The following is a 14936-nucleotide window of genomic DNA, read 5'->3' as shown; positions in this document are numbered from 1 at the left end:
CCATATGCGATGGACGACGGAAATCCGCCACTTGCAGCCTGATACTATTTCTTGGGGTGCCCCCGTGTTTGACCCACCACCTATAGTGCCACGTCGGCGCCGCGATGCAAGACGGTAAATGACAATATGGGGACTCAATTCGTCGATAAAATGATTCGTCTCGTCGCCGCTGATGCACGAGCAGGAGGCGTCGCGCCAGCCTTTCTGCGGCTTAGCGCGGGATCAGCCCGGGCTGGTCGAAAAAGACGAGATTTTCTGGTGCAAGGGCTGGCGCGATCGGTGACACCGGTAACGCGCGTTTGGTGCGTCGTGTCGCGATGCGGAGCGGTGCTGCCGGGCACCACGCGCGCGGACGCAAGGCAAAAAGAAAGGGCCCCGGCGATGCCGGAGCCCCATCTGTCATTCTGTTCCAGGTTAGGCCTGACCGCCACCGTTACCGGTGCCGCCGCCACCCAGGAATTTCCAAAACCAACCCATTTCAGATCTCCTGTCGCACTGCCCACGAAGAACAGTTAACGGAGCGTATACCTTAATTAGTAAGGTAAATCGAGTCTTAACTATAATGATTACCGCCAGTTTGGCAGTTATGCGGAGCGGTGCTGGGGGGTGGCGGCGAGCGCCGCAGTCAACTCGGAAAACAACTGTGGTTTTCCAAGATGATAGCCTTGGCCTACGTCGCAGCCCAAGCTGGCGAGTAGAGCCATGGTTTCGGCATCTTCGATGCCTTCGGCGACGGCAACGGCGCCGAGACGGTGTGCCAGATCGATCGTCGATTTGACGACTTCGAGGTTCCGCTGCGAATCGCGCATGGTCATCACGAATCGCTTGTCGATCTTGATTTCGTCGGCCTCGATTTCGGTCAGATATTCGAGGTTTGACTGGCCGGTGCCATAATCATCGATCGACAGGCGGATGCCGGTGCGGCGAAGCTGCGCGAGCGTTTGGCGCGCCTGGCGGCTGTTTTCGATCTGTGCGGTTTCGGTGATTTCGATTGTCAGCGTTTCGGGCGGCAGATGGTGTGCGGTGAGCATAACGCGGATCGTGCCGACGAGGTCGTTGTGGTCGAGCAGGCTCGCCGAAAGGTTAACCGACATGTTGATATGTATGCCGCGTTCGCGCAGCTGCGCCGCCGAACGGATCGCCTGATCCATCACGAACAGGGTGAGGCGATAGATGTCCTGACTCTTTTCGGCCTGGACGATGAATTCGTCGGGCGGAATCGGTCCGCGCGTCGGGTGCGTCCAGCGCGCGAGCGCCTCGACCCCGACGAGCTTGTTCGTCGCGATCTCATATTGCGGCTGAAAGGCGACCCATATGTCGCCGCCGGTCAGCGCGTCCTCGAGCTGCGAGTGGAAGGAGAGCTGCCAGCCCGCGTCTTCTTTCTGGCGCGAGGTATATTTGGTCCACAGCGAGCGCGTGCGGATCGCGCGTTCGGCGGCGACCAGCGCCGCGGCGAGCCGCTGCGCATTCGAGCCCTCGAATTCGTCGTTGACCCCGAAGGCAATCGCGACGTCAACGCGGAGTTCGCCGATCGTCAGCGGCGCGTTGAACAATGCGGCGAGACCTGCAAGCTGACCCTCGATCTGGCTGTGCTGATAATAAGGCACCAGCCAGGCGAAGGTGCCGTCGAGGTCGTGGTGGAGCGTTGTGCCCTGCGAAGCGAGCTGGAGGCGGCGCGTGACTTGTTCGACGAGCTTGCCGATGCCGTCACCGGGAATGAAGGCGGCGAGATCCTCGAAATTGACGACCTTGGCCGCGACGACCGTCGCACTTCCAAAGGCGGATTGCGAGCGCAGGGCTTCAAAATTCGGCAGACCCGATACCGGGTTCTCGCGCTGGGCCGAGCGACGACGGCTTGTTCGAGAGACGTTCGCGCTGATGGCCGCGGCGAGGAACAATGCGGCACCAACCGAGCTGCTGACCAGAATCGTCGTCAGATAGATTTTGCTTACGATCACGGCTACGACGAGCGCCGCCGCGACAAGATTGAAGCGGCGGGCGCGGCGAAATCCGGTCGCGCCGATAAGAATAACCGCAGCGACGATGAGTTGCGGAAGCCAGCCAATGTCGGTGGGCATGCCGCGTTTCAGCGTTTCGGCGCCGATCACATGCACGTACGCGCCCGGCACACGATCGTGACCGGGGAGGTAATGGCTGTCCTGAAACTCCGCGGCGGTGGGAGCGAAGATCACGTCACGGCCGGCGAGTTCGCGCGATACCTTGCCCGACAAAACGTCGCTGGCGCTATATTCGGTGATCGAATTCGTCTTGTAGGAATAGTCGAGCGCATAGACGCTGGCTTCGGCGGATCGCCGGTTAGCGAGCAACGACGAGAAGCTGGAAATCGCACGCCCATTGACGTCAAGCGTGATCGGTATTCGCCAGACCTGCCAAAGTTCATATTCCCAACCGATGCAGGCGATTTGCGCGGCGGTGCCGAAGGAGGGGCTGGGAAAGCGGGCAAGTTCGGAATTTCCGCTGCGTGCCGATTTCGCCGCGACGGCGAGGACGGCACGATTACCCATCCGCTGCACGGCCTTCGTCAAAAACGGAAAATCGGCATCCTTTTCGCGACGATCATAGGTAAAGTCGATAAACAGGCGTTTGGCGCCGGCGCGGTCGATCGCGTCAACCAGTTGCGCATGGCGGGTCATCGAAAAATCGCGGCCCGCGACCTCGGCGAGCGTCCGGTCGTCAAGGGCAACCACGACAATGTCGTCCGGCACAGGCCGCCACGCGACACGACCGATCGCGGCCTCGATCACACGATCGATTGGCTCGCTGACAGCGGTCAACCCCACCACCACGCTGAGCAGCAGCGACAGGCCGATAGAGCGCCAGCTGATGATCAGACTTTTAACCTGGATGGGCACGCACGTCTCCAGCAATTGCCGGTCGCGTCTAGTCCCAGATGGTTATCATCGCGTTAATTATGAATGGAATCCTGCGCCGCCGGGCAGGGCGTCAGGCACAGGATTCCATATGTTTCAGGCGATTGCCGGCAGCGGTTCGAGCGCCGCGTCGCCCGCGAGCGCCGAAGCGGCGAGGCCGGTCGCGGCGGGGACGATCTGTTCGAGGTAGAAACGCGTCGAGACGATCTTCGCCTCGAGGAAGGCGCGGTCGCCATTGCCCTCGTCGAGCGCCGAGCGTGCGGCCCTGTTCTGGATCGCCATCAGCCATCCACATGTGGCTGTCGCGAGCATGGTGAGATAGGGATAGCTGCCCGCGAGCCGGTCGCCGGTGTTCGCCCCGACCATCCAGTCGGTGACCGCGCGGCACGCGTCGATGAGCTGCTGCAGTTCGGGGAAATCGGCGGCTCCGTGCGCGATATCGTCGATCAGGCCGCGGACGAGATCGCCGCCCGCCATGCCAAGCTTGCGCCCGACGAGGTCGGCGGCCTGGATGCCGTTGGTGCCTTCGTAGATCGGCGCGATGCGCGCGTCGCGATAATGCTGCGCGGCGCCGGTTTCCTCGATGAAGCCCATGCCACCGTGCACCTGCACGCCGAGGCTCGCGACCTCGCAGCCGATGTCGGTGGCGTGCGCCTTGACCAGCGGGATGAGGATATCGGCGCGCATTGCGGCGGCCTCGTCGCCCAATTTGCCGAAATCGATCTGCGCCGCGGCGTAGTAGGTGAGCGCGCGCGCGGCCTCGGTCTGCGCGCGCATCCGCCACAGCATGCGGCGCACGTCGGGGTGCTGGTCGATGGTGACGGGATTGCGGTCGGGCGAGCCCGCGAGCGCCGACTGGATGCGCTCGGCGGCGAAGAGCTGCGCCTGCTGCGTCGCGCGCTCGCCGATCTGGATGCCCTGGCAGCCGATCATCAGGCGCGCATTGTTCATCATCACGAACATCGCGCGCATGCCGCCCATTTCGTCGCCGACGATCTCGCCAAGGCAATCCTCGTCCTCGCCATAGACCATGACGGCGGTCGGCGAGCCGTGGATGCCGAGCTTGTGCTCGATCGAGGCGCAATGGACGCCGTTCGAAATCGTCGGATTGCCCGCCTCGTCGAGACGATATTTGGGGACGAGGAAGAGCGAGATGCCGCGCGTTCCCTCGGGCGCGCCCGGGGTGCGCGCGAGGACGAGGTGGACGATATTGTCGGTGAGATCATGCTCGCCGAATGTGATGAAGATCTTTTGGCCCGTGATCCTGTAGAGGCCGGCATGTTCGCCCTCCGTGATCTTTTCGGCGGTCGAGCGGAGAGCGCCGACATCGCTGCCCGCGGCGGGCTCGGTCAGGTTCATCGTGCCGTTCCACTCGCCGGTAATCAGCTTCGGCAGCCAGGTCTGGCGCTGTTCCTCGGTGCCATAGGCCATCAGCGCGTGGATCGCGCCGGGGGTCAGGATGCTGCAGAGCGAGAAACCCATGTTCGCGCTGCCGAGCGCCTCGATCACGACGGTCGCAAGCGTGAAGGGCAGGTCCTGTCCGCCATATTCGCCGGGGCCGTCGATGCTGCCCCAGCCCGCCTCGACGAACTGTTTGTAGGCGTCCTTGAAGCCCGGGGGCATGGTGACCTTGCCATTGTCCCACTTGGGATTGACTGTGTCGCCGACGCGGTTGAGCGGCGCGTAGACGTCGGCGGCGAACTCGCCGATGCCGGTGACGATCGCCTCGACCATGTCGGGGGTGGCGGCGGCGAATTTGTCGTGTGCCGCCATCGCGTCGATGCGCGCGATATGATTGAGGACGAAAAGCTGTTCGGTGGTGGGCGGCGTGTAAGACATGAAGAGCCGACTTTCCTGGTGAATATCGTTGCGCGGGCGCTATAGCGCGGCATGGCTGATGGTCAAACGCGCATGACGACCGATATCCGCCCTTTCGGGCCGGAGGCAATGGCGCGCGCCGGGGGGCTGATCGGGGAGGGGCAGCTGGTCGCGGTGCCGACCGAGACGGTCTATGGCCTCGCCGCCGACGCTCGCAACGCCGAGGCAGTCGCGCGGATTTATGCTGCAAAGGGGCGGCCCGATTTTAACCCGTTGATCGTGCATGTGCCGGACTTGGCGGCGGCCGAGGCGCTGGGCGTGTTCGATGCGGTCGAGCGGGCGCTGGCGAAAGCCTTCTGGCCGGGGCCGTTGACGATCGTGGTGCCGCGCACCGCCGATTGCCCGGTCGCGAGCATTGCGACCGCGGGGCTCGACACGATTGCGCTGCGCGTGCCGGGGCATCGCGCGATGCAGGCGTTGCTGGCGGAGACAGGCGCACCGCTCGCGGCGCCGAGCGCAAACGCCAGCGGGCGGGTCAGCCCGACGAAGGCCGAACATGTGCTGGCGAGCCTCGACGGACGGATCGCGCTGGTGATCGACGACGGGCCGACGACGGCGGGCGTGGAATCGACGATCGCTCGGGTAAAGGATGGCGCTGTCGAAATGCTGCGGCCGGGGCCGGTGACGGCGGATATGCTGGCGGAAGCGAGCGGCTTGCCGGTGACCGGGGTTTCGGGTTCCGAGATCGTCGCGCCGGGGATGCTGGCGAGCCATTATGCGCCGGGCAAGCCGGTGCGGCTGGGAGCGACCGCGTTTGAAGATGATGAGTATGGGATCGGGTTCGGCGTGGTCCCGGGCGACTATGATTTGAGCGTGGCGGGCGATCTGACCGAAGCTGCGGCGCGCTTGTTCGATGCGCTGCATGCGGGCGCGGCGAGTGCGAAAGGCAAGATCGCTGTGGCGGAGATCCCGTTCGAGGGGCTCGGCGCGGCGATCAACGACCGACTGGCGCGGGCGGCGGTCTAAAAACGCAAACGCAATTTCCGTTCGCATCGAGCGAAGTCGAGATGCCCCTCGATCTTACGCCACGCCGATGGGTGTCTCGACTTCGCTCGACACGAGCGGAGATAGGAGGACTTGTTGGTTAGGCGGCGGCCGGCTCGATCGGGTCACCGTGCGGGACCTTGCGCGCGACGATCAGGCAGGCGGCGACGATCAGTAGCGCGCCGGCGAAGGTCGGCAGGGTGACCGCCTCGTCATAGAAATACCAGCCGAACAGCATTGCCCAGAGGAAGCCTGTATATTCGGTCGTCGCGAGGATCTGCGTCTCGGCGCGGGCGTAGGCCCAGCTTAGCAGCAGCAGCGAGGTCGTCGCGAGCACCGCAGCGCCGAGGATGTTCGGCGCCTGCCCCGCATCGGGCACCGCGAGGAACCATGGGGCGCCGAGCGCGAGGATCGCGGCGACGAAGAAATTCTGGAAAAAGGCGATCTCCATCGGCTCGGCCATCTTCGCCTGCCGCCGCGCGAGGATGAGGTTGTAGGCGTAGAAGACTGCCGAGAGGAAAACCGCGCCGACCGCGAGCAGCGCCTCGTCGCTATAGTCGCTGCCGCCGAGTTTGCCCGCGACGATGACGATCACCCCCGCGAGCCCGAGCAGCGAGGCGGCGATCGAACGCGGTCCGATTTTCTCGCCGAGGAAGATTGCAGCCATGTAGAGCGCCATCAGCGGCGCGACGAAGGCGAGCGCGATCGCCTCGGCCATCGGCAGCCGCGCGAGCGCCCAGAAGAAACTGAGCGCCATTCCCGCGACGAACAGCGAGCGCCAAGCGTGGATCTGCATCGTCGCCTTGTCCGGCCATTTGGGGCGGGTGGCGAAATAGAGAAGGCCGCTCACCAGCGTGCCCGTGCCGGTGCGCCAGAGCACGGCGTTATAAGCGCCGATGTCGATCGACAGCCCCTTCATCAGCACGTCCATCGCCGAAAAGGTGGCGATCCCTGCGCAGGCGATCAGGAAGGGGATGACGGGTGAGGGCGAATCGGGGCGCATGGCCCGCCTCTAGCGGAGGGGTTCGGACTTGCACAATGGAACGAAGGCGCGCAGCATCGCGGCGGGTTGCTGGATGGAGTGGGGTCCATGACGAAACCGAGCAAGTTCGCGCATGTCGTCTATATGACGCGGCGCTATGACGAGATGATCGAATGGTACCAAAGGGTGTTCGAGGCCGAGGTCGTGCACCAGGACCCGGCGCTCGCCTTTCTGACCTATGACGACGAGCATCACCGCTTCGCTTTCGCCAACCTCGAACTGCTGAAGCCCGGCGGCGATGGCGGACGAGGCGATGTCGGGGTCAATCATGTCGCCTATACATTTGCGAGCGCGGGCGACCTGCTTGCGACGTACAAGAGGCTGAAGGCCGCGGGCATCACGCCCTATTGGCCGATCCATCACGGTATCGCGCTGTCGATGTATTATCAGGACCCCGACGGTAACCGGATGGAGTTCCAGGTCGACCATGGCAGCGTCGCCGACGGGGTCGCCTATATGAAGAGCGAGCTGTTCGGCAGTAATCCGATCGGGGTCGAATATGACCCCGACGAACTGCTCGCCCGCTATGAGGCGGGGGCGAGCGAGGCTGAATTGATGGCCATACCTGTTGGGCCGCCGGCGGGGATTCCCGCCGCGCACGGAATGGTTTGAGATTAGCGAAACGTCGCCTGTCCGGCGCCGTCGATATTGAGCTTCTGGCCTGAGCAATAGCTGTTTGCGTCGCTCACGAACCACACGACCGCCGCGGCGACGTCGGCGGGGACCGCGACGCGGCCGAAGGGCATTTTGGTGTCGAGGTGGTGGATATCCTCGTTGCCCGTGATCGCGCGCGAGAGCTTTTCGCCCATGTCGCTGACGGTGAGTGCGGGGGCGACGATGTTGACGCGGACGCCGTGGCGCAATTCTTCCTTGGCGAGGGTGAGGGCGAGGGCCTCGCCCGCGGCCTTCGCCATCGTGTAGGGGGCGCCGTTCGGTGAGTTCACATAGGTCGCAATGCTGGAAATGACGATGATGTCGCTGCGCTTGTGGGTGCGGAGCTGCGGCAGCGCGAGGCGGCTGAGGCGATGCGGCCCGGCGGCGTGGACGGCGAAGAGCTTGTCGACTTCTTCGGGCGTTGTGTCGGCGACCGAGAGCCCGCGGCTGGCGATGCCGGCGTTGTTGATCAGGATCGACATCGGGCCGAAATCGGCTTCGATACTGGCGACCATCGCGGCGCAAGCGGCCTCGTCGGTGACCGAGGCCTGATAGGCCTTTGCCTTGCGGCCGAGCGCTTCGATCGCGGCGACGGTTTCGGCGGCCGCTTCTTCGCCGCGCGTGTAATTCACCGCGACGTCGGCACCGGCCTCGGCGAGCCCGATCGCGATGCCGCGGCCGATGCCGCGCGACGCGCCGGTGACGAGCGCGACGCGCCCCGCAAGGTTCATGTCGGCCATGTCTCTCTCTCCCTAATCCATCAGTTCGTTATAGATGTCGTCGTCGCGGCGGCTCGCGGCGTTGCGCCATTTGGGCGCCGCCTTGCGGTTGAGGACGCGGCCCTCGGCATCGAGGATCGCGACGGTGGGGGTGCCCTTGATCCGGAAGTCGAAGCGTTCGGGGACGTCGGGGTTGCGGCCGAGGCCGCGGATATGGGGCATGCCGATATCGGCGTAGACAATCTCGTAGCGGTCGCGCACCGGGGCGAAGCGGTCGGTCCCGAGCAGGTTGGCGAGCCAAGCGCTGTCATGGCAGCCGTTGGTGCCCATGACGAGGAGGACGCGCTTGCCCGCGGTGCGGGCTGCGGCGAGCGCGGCGTCGATCTGCGCGATCGGGTCGGCGTCGGGATTGAAGGCGTCGGTTTTGTAGGGATCGGCGACGCCGGGAATCGTGCGCGTTTCGCTGGCCGTGGCGGGCGCGATGGCGAGCAGTGCTGCGGCGAGGGCAAGGGCGACTAGGCGGTTCATGCACCGACGATAGGTTTTGCATGACGTTTCCGTCAACGTAAGATAGCCTTCTGCCATGAGCTGGAACAAAGAAGTGGGCGAGCTCGGTCAGCGCCGGGCGATGGCCGAGAAGATGGGCGGGGAAGAAAAGGTCGCGCGCCAGCATGGGCGCGGCAAGATGGACGCGCGGGCGCGGCTCGCGGGGATCGTCGACGCAGGCAGTTTTCGCGAGATCGGCAAGATTGCGGGGCGCGGGCGTTATGGCGCTGACGGCGAGCTGGAAGATCTGGCCGCCAGCAACTTCATCTTTGGGCGCGCGAATATCGACGGTCGGCCGGTGGTCGCCAGCGCCGACGATTTCACCGTGCGGGGCGGCGCGGCCGATGCGGCGCTGCACCGGAAGTTCGTCCAGTGCGAGGCGATGGCGCATGAATATCGCCTGCCGCTGATCCGCATGATCGACGGCACCGGCGGCGGCGGTTCGGTCAAGACGCTGGAGGATATGGGGTACACCTATATCCCGCACGTTCCTGGTTGGGACGAGATCATCGCAAACCTCGACACGGTGCCGGTGGTGGCGCTGGCGCTCGGGCCGACGGCGGGGCTCGGCGCGGCGCGGGTCGTCGCGAGCCATTACAGCGTGATGGTGCGCGGGCTGTCGCAGCTGTTCGCGGCGGGGCCGGCGGTCGCGGCGGCGATCGGCGATACGCTCGATCGTGAGGAACTGGGCGGGGTCGATGTGCATACCCGCAACGGCGTCGTCGATGACGAGGTGGCGAGCGAGGCGGAGGCCTTTGCGGCGGCGCGGCGCTTCCTCTCCTATCTGCCGTCGTCGATCCACGATCGGGCCTTGCGCACCGAATGCGACGATCCTGTGGGTCGCCGCGACGAGACTTTGCTGTCGGTGGTGCCGCGCGAGGCGAAGCAGGTCTATTCGATGCGGCGCATCGCGAACGCGGTGTTCGATCAGGGCAGTTTCTTCGAGATGGGTGCGCGCTGGGGGCGGGCGGTGATCACGGCCTTTGCGCGGCTTGACGGCTATCCGGTCGCGGTGCTCGCGAGCGATCCGTCCTATCTCGGCGGATCGTGGGACGCGAAGACGAGCGAGAAGGCCGAGCGCTTCGTGAAGATGGCCGACCAGTTCCGGCTGCCGATCGTCCATCTTGTCGACAATCCGGGCTTCATGATCGGCGGCGAGGCCGAGCGGACGGGAACGATCCGGTACGGCGTGCAGGCGATGAACGCGATCTACCGCGCGACGGTGCCGCTGGCGTCGGTTGTCGTGCGGCGCGCGTACGGGATCGCGGGCAGCGCGATGTCGAATGCCGAGCGGTTCCAGTATCGTTTCGCCTGGCCGTCGGGCGACTGGGGCAGCCTGCCGATCGAGGGCGGGGTCGAGGTCGCGTACAAGAGCGAGCTGGAGGCTGCGGAGGACCCCGTCGCGCATCTGGAGGCGATCCGCGAAAGGCTGAACCGCGTGCGCTCGCCGTTTCGGACGGCGGAGAAATTCGGGGTCGAGGACATCATCGACCCGCGCGACACGCGGCCGCTGCTTTGCGAGTTTGCCGATCTGGCGTGGCGGGTGCTGAACAGTCGTTCGTAGAAAAGGGCTCGTCATTGCGAGCGAAGCGAAGCAATCCAGAGCGGTTTTGCACACTCTGGATTGCCGCGGGCCTCCGGCCCTCGCAATGACGGTGGGGGATATGGAATGACCGGCGTGCGCCATTACGGCATGGACTGGCTGCGGATCGCGGCGTTCGGGCTGCTGATCCTCTATCATATCGGCATGTATTTCGTGCCGTGGGATTGGCATGTGAAGATCGCGCAGCCGATCGATTGGGTGCAGGTGCCGATGCTCGCGACGAACAGCTGGCGGCTGCCGCTGCTGTTCCTCGTGTCGGGTTATGCGAGTGCGGCGCTGTTTGCGAAGCTCGGCGGCAGCGGGGCGTTCGTGCGGTCGCGCAGCGCACGGCTGCTGATCCCGCTGCTCTTCGGTGTCCTGATCGTTATCCCGCCGCAGCCGTGGATCGAGCTGGTGACGCAGCATGGTTATGCGAAGAGCCTCGGCGCCTTCTGGACCAGCGATTATTTCCGCTTCGGGACGCTCGATGGCATCGTCCTGCCGACGTGGCAGCATCTGTGGTTCGTCGTGTATCTGTGGGTCTATACGCTGCTCGCCGCGGCGGTGCTCGCATGGGTGCCGGCGGCCACGCGCGCGAAGGTCGCCGACGGTGCTGCACGCTGGCTCGGCGGCTGGGGGTTGCTGGTGCTGCCGCTGGCATGGTGGCTGCTGTTGCTTGCGCTGTTTCCGGGTCACGAGGAAACGCACGCGCTGTTCGACGACGGGCCGTCGCATCTCCATTATCTGATGCCCTTCTTTGTCGGCTGGCTGTTGCGCGTGCGGCCCGAGCTGTTCGCCGCCGTCGCGCGCTGGTGGCGAATTTCGCTGGGCGTCGCGGTCGTGGCTTTCGCGGTGGTGGCGGGGATCATGTATCTGTGGCTGAGCGGGGCGCGGCCGCCTGAGTGGGGGCAATTACCGTTCGACATCGCGCATCAGGTGCAGGGCTGGGCGACGATCGTCGCGCTGGTCGGGATCGCCGACTTCTATTGGAACCGCGACCACCCGCAGCGCGCGATGCTCGCCGAGGCGGTGTTTCCCTTTTACATCATCCACCAGACGATCATCGTCATCGTCGGCTGGTATCTGCTGCGCGGCGAGGTCGCGGCGCTGCCGTCGTTCCTGATCCTCGTTGCGGCGACGGTGACCGGATGCTGGCTTTTCTACTGGATCGGGCGCAACATCGACTGGTTGCGGCCGCTGATCGGATTGCAGCGAAAATAGGGGGGAAAGCATGGGCGCTTTGAAAGGCATTTTGGCGATCGTCGGGGTTGCTGCGATCCTCGTTGGTGGGCTTTGGGCGCTGCAGGGGCTCGACATCATACGCTGGCCGGCGAGCAGCTTCATGCTTGGCGACACGACATGGACGCGCAACGGTGTCGTGCTCGTGGTCGTTGGCGTGGTGCTGGTCTGGTTTGCACGCAAGCGCTGAGCGCGTCTCGATTACAAATGTAGTTGATCTGTATTGCTGATGTGATACACTTCTTTCCGGCCGGGGTTGGATTGGAGATGAGGATGATTCGTTCTTCGCGTATTTTGCCCGCGCTGTTGTTCGCCGCGGGGGCAGTCGCATTGCCCATTCTCGTGCCGCCGCCGGTGTCGGCCGAAGGCGAGGCCAGTGTCAGCGCCAACCAGATCGCCGAAACCTACGCCGCGCTGCTCGAGCGCGACTATGTCTATCCCGAGACCGGCAAGCGTTATGCCGCGGCGATCCGCGCGGGCATCGCCGCGGGCCGCTATGCGTCGCTGACCGGCGAAGCGCTGGGGCAGGCGATCGACAAGGATGTGAATGCGGTGTCGCCCGACGGGCATTTGCGTCTGCGCACCCCAGAAGGGCCCGCCGCTGCGGCAGCCCCCGCGCCGGGCGCCGCCGCGCCGGTGCGCCGGCCGCCGAAGGTGCCGGTCGAGCAGGCGGGATGGATCGCGCCGGGGATTGCCTTCATCCGCTTTAACGTTTTTCCGCAGGATGAAGCCGTGACGGCGACAGCGGCGAAGTTCATGGCCGATCATGCCGATGCCAAGGCGATCATTTTCGATATCCGCACGCATAATGGCGGCGGGCTCGACCAGATGGACGTCATCTTTCCCTGGTTGTTCGCCAAACCGACGCGGCTGGTGACGATGGCGACGCGCGCCTCGGTCGATGCGCGCGGCGGGTCGCCGATCGACGGGCTGGCCTCGATGCGAGTGGTGAAAGGCGATGCCGGCATGGTGGCGCGCGAGCATTGGGCGACGCCTAACGCCGACACGCGGCTGCGCGATGCGAAGGTCTATGTGCTGACGTCGGGCGCGAGCGCGTCGGCGGCCGAGCATTTCTCGCTCGCAATGAAACACACGGGGCGCGGCACATTGGTCGGCGCGCCAACCGCGGGGGCCAATCATTTCGGCACCGGCGAGGATCTGGGCGGCGGATACGGCGCCTTCATCCCGGTCGGGCGGACTTATGATCCTGATACGGGCAAGGACTGGGAAGGCGACGGCGTGCAGCCCGACATCGCGGTGGCGCCCGCCGACGCGCTGGTGCGCGTGCTCACCGATCTCGGCGTCGCGCCGGCCGAAGCAAAGACGCTGTCCGACGCGCATATGCCGAGCTGGCCGATGGAGCGGCGGAAACCGCGCGGGGCGAAATAGGCCGTCGGGCCGCTATGGCCCTACTTCGTCATGCCGGACTTGATCCGGCATCCATTCTACGGCCACCCAATGGACCCCGGATCAAGTCCGGGGTGACGAGGATTTAGGAACTGGCCAGCTTCGTGAGCGCGTCGCCATCGACGCGCATCACGGTCCATTCGTCCATCAGCTTTGCGCCGAGGCTCTGGTAAAAGCCGATCGACGGGGTGTTCCAGTCGAGCACCCACCATTCGAGGCGGGCGCAGTCGCGTTCGACGCAGAGCTTCGCAAGATGCGCGAGCAGCGCCTTGCCGAGCCCCGATCCGCGCGCTTCGGGGCGGACGAAGAGGTCTTCGAGATAGATGCCGGGGCGCCCTTCGAAGGTCGAGAAATTATGGAAGAAGAGCGCGAAGCCCTGCGGGTTCCCATCCAGTTCGCCGATCACCACCTCGGCATAGGGACGCGGGCCGAAGAGGTTGGCGCCAAGCTTTGCCTCGTCGAAGCGGACTTCGTGCGCGAGTTTTTCATAGTCGGCGAGGTCGCGGATGAACTGCGCGATGAGCGGCAGGTCGGCGGGGGTGGCGGAGCGAATGGCGAGAGTCATGGCTGCGCTCTGTCGAGTCAGGCGCGTGCTGTCAAATTTCGAACGGTAGGGGACCTTCTGCCTACCTGGTCCGTTCGCATCGAGCGTAGTCGAGATGCCTATCGGGCTAGGCGTTGCGTCGATGGGTGTCTCGACTTCGCTCGACACGAACGGGCATAGGGGACAGTCTGAAATCCACCCCAAGGCCGATACGCGCGCGGCCAATAACGCCGCGGTCCAATGCCCGCTTACGCCGCCTTGCCGTGCAGCGTGTCCATGCTCACCGAACTGCCGGCGTCGATCTCGGCCGCCTTCGCCTCGACGAGCTTGACGATATGCTGGATCATGTCGGCGTCCTCGACATGATGGTCGGTGACGCCCGACAGGAAGACCATATGCTTGCCGTTGCCGCCGCCGGTGATGCCGATGTCGGTTTCGCGCGCCTCGCCGGGGCCGTTGACGACGCAGCCGAGGACCGAGAGCGACATCGGGGTCTTGATGTGTTGGAGCGCCTCCTCGAGCGCCTGCACGGTGCGGATGACGTCGAAGCCCTGCCGCGCGCAGCTGGGGCAGGAGACAACGCGGACGCCGCGCGTGCGGAGACCGAGCGATTTCAGTATCTCATAGCCGACGCGCACTTCTTCTTCGGGCTCGGCCGAGAGGCTGACGCGGATCGTGTCGCCGATGCCCGCCCAGAGCAGGTTTCCGATACCGAGCGCCGATTTGACGGTGCCGCCGATCAGTCCGCCGGCTTCGGTGATGCCGAGGTGGAGCGGGCAGTCGACCGCGTCGGCGAGCTGCGCATAAGCGGCGACCGCAAGGAAGACGTCGCTCGCCTTCACCGCGACCTTATATTCGTGGAAGTCGTGATCCTGCAGCAGCTTGATATGATCGAGCGCGCTTTCGACGAGCGCCTCGGGGCAGGGCTCGCCATATTTTTCGAGCAGGTCTTTCTCAAGGCTGCCGGCGTTGACGCCGATACGGATCGCGCAACCGTTCGCTTTGGCGGCGCGGACGACTTCGCCGACGCGTTCGGACGAGCCGATGTTGCCGGGGTTGATGCGCAGGCACGCGGCGCCGGCGTCGGCGGCTTCCAGGGCGCGTTTATAGTGAAAATGGATGTCGGCGATGATCGGAATGCGCGACGCGCGAACAATCTTGCCGAGCGCCGCTGTCGAATCGGTGTCGGGGCACGAGACGCGGATCAGGTCGGCGCCGGCCTCCTCGCAGCGGCGGATCTGGTCGATCGTCGCGACCGGATCGCTGGTCAGCGTGTTCGTCATCGTCTGGACGCTGATCGGCGCACCGCCGCCGACGGGGACATTGCCGACCATGATCTGGCGGCATTCGCGCCGCGCAATGTCGCGCCAGGGGCGCAGGCCGGGGTTGTGATCGCTCATATGTGCGTGCTCGATACGATGGGAGATATGCGCCGCTCTTTAGCCGTCTC

The 14936-nt window shown here is 65.0% G+C and carries 13 protein-coding genes; 6 read left to right on the top strand and 7 right to left on the bottom strand.

Going from position 1 to position 14936, the window contains the following annotated elements:
• Positions 1 to 584: 584 nt before the first annotated feature.
• Entirely contained in the window at positions 585 to 2873 is a 2289-nt protein-coding gene (locus GGC65_RS09460; protein WP_192646924.1) for an EAL domain-containing protein, read from the bottom strand.
• A gap of 114 nt (positions 2874 to 2987) precedes the next feature.
• A complete protein-coding gene (locus GGC65_RS09455; RefSeq protein ID WP_192646923.1) occupies positions 2988 to 4730 on the bottom strand; it encodes an acyl-CoA dehydrogenase in 1743 nt (580 codons plus the stop codon).
• Positions 4731 to 4802: 72 nt separating this feature from the next.
• Between GGC65_RS09455 and GGC65_RS09450 the strand changes: the two genes are divergently transcribed.
• The gene (locus GGC65_RS09450; protein ID WP_192646922.1) at positions 4803 to 5735 is read left to right on the top strand and encodes an L-threonylcarbamoyladenylate synthase; all 933 of its coding nucleotides are present in this window, start codon (positions 4803 to 4805) and stop codon (positions 5733 to 5735) included.
• A gap of 118 nt (positions 5736 to 5853) precedes the next feature.
• Here GGC65_RS09450 and GGC65_RS09445 read toward each other — a convergent pair whose 3' ends face one another.
• The gene (locus GGC65_RS09445; RefSeq protein WP_192646921.1) at positions 5854 to 6756 is read right to left on the bottom strand and encodes a DMT family transporter; all 903 of its coding nucleotides are present in this window, start codon (positions 6754 to 6756) and stop codon (positions 5854 to 5856) included.
• Between the two features lie 87 nt (positions 6757 to 6843).
• Here GGC65_RS09445 and GGC65_RS09440 point away from each other — a divergent pair, with 87 nt between their 5' ends.
• Positions 6844 to 7407, top strand: coding sequence for a VOC family protein (locus GGC65_RS09440; protein ID WP_192646920.1), 564 nt, complete (start codon positions 6844 to 6846; stop codon positions 7405 to 7407).
• Positions 7408 to 7409: 2 nt separating this feature from the next.
• Here the strand turns inward: GGC65_RS09440 and GGC65_RS09435 are convergent, their stop codons facing one another.
• Positions 7410 to 8189, bottom strand: coding sequence for an SDR family NAD(P)-dependent oxidoreductase (locus GGC65_RS09435; protein ID WP_192646919.1), 780 nt, complete (start codon positions 8187 to 8189; stop codon positions 7410 to 7412).
• 12 nt (positions 8190 to 8201) lie between these two features.
• A complete protein-coding gene (locus tag GGC65_RS09430) occupies positions 8202 to 8696 on the bottom strand; it encodes a thioredoxin family protein (protein ID WP_192646918.1) in 495 nt (164 codons plus the stop codon).
• A 55-nt stretch (positions 8697 to 8751) separates the two neighbouring features.
• On the opposite strand from GGC65_RS09430, the gene GGC65_RS09425 reads away from it, so the two are divergent.
• The 4 genes from GGC65_RS09425 to GGC65_RS09410 all read left to right on the top strand — a co-directional run bounded on the left by GGC65_RS09425 (position 8752) and on the right by GGC65_RS09410 (position 12924).
• The gene (locus GGC65_RS09425) at positions 8752 to 10278 is read left to right on the top strand and encodes an acyl-CoA carboxylase subunit beta (RefSeq protein WP_192646917.1); all 1527 of its coding nucleotides are present in this window, start codon (positions 8752 to 8754) and stop codon (positions 10276 to 10278) included.
• 105 nt (positions 10279 to 10383) lie between these two features.
• Positions 10384 to 11517 carry an acyltransferase family protein gene (locus GGC65_RS09420; protein WP_192646916.1) on the top strand — a complete coding sequence of 378 codons (1134 nt, stop codon included), beginning with the start codon at positions 10384 to 10386 and terminating at the stop codon, positions 11515 to 11517.
• 10 nt (positions 11518 to 11527) lie between these two features.
• Positions 11528 to 11725, top strand: a complete 198-nt coding sequence (locus tag GGC65_RS09415; RefSeq protein ID WP_192646915.1) for a hypothetical protein — start codon at positions 11528 to 11530, stop codon at positions 11723 to 11725.
• An 83-nt stretch (positions 11726 to 11808) separates the two neighbouring features.
• Positions 11809 to 12924, top strand: a complete 1116-nt coding sequence (locus GGC65_RS09410; protein ID WP_192646914.1) for a S41 family peptidase — start codon at positions 11809 to 11811, stop codon at positions 12922 to 12924.
• 103 nt (positions 12925 to 13027) lie between these two features.
• Here the strand turns inward: GGC65_RS09410 and GGC65_RS09405 are convergent, their stop codons facing one another.
• Together GGC65_RS09405 and ispG are read right to left on the bottom strand one after the other, a co-directional pair.
• A complete protein-coding gene (locus GGC65_RS09405; RefSeq protein ID WP_192646913.1) occupies positions 13028 to 13507 on the bottom strand; it encodes a GNAT family N-acetyltransferase in 480 nt (159 codons plus the stop codon).
• A gap of 227 nt (positions 13508 to 13734) precedes the next feature.
• Positions 13735 to 14886, bottom strand: a complete 1152-nt coding sequence (gene ispG / locus GGC65_RS09400; protein ID WP_192646912.1) for a flavodoxin-dependent (E)-4-hydroxy-3-methylbut-2-enyl-diphosphate synthase — start codon at positions 14884 to 14886, stop codon at positions 13735 to 13737.
• Positions 14887 to 14936 lie beyond the last annotated feature (50 nt).

Origin of the sequence: Sphingopyxis sp. OAS728 (assembly GCF_014873485.1) — a bacterium.
GTDB lineage: Bacteria > Pseudomonadota > Alphaproteobacteria > Sphingomonadales > Sphingomonadaceae > Sphingopyxis.
Note: the sequence above shows the minus strand (reverse complement) of the source record. Positions and strands in the feature narration are given on the sequence as shown.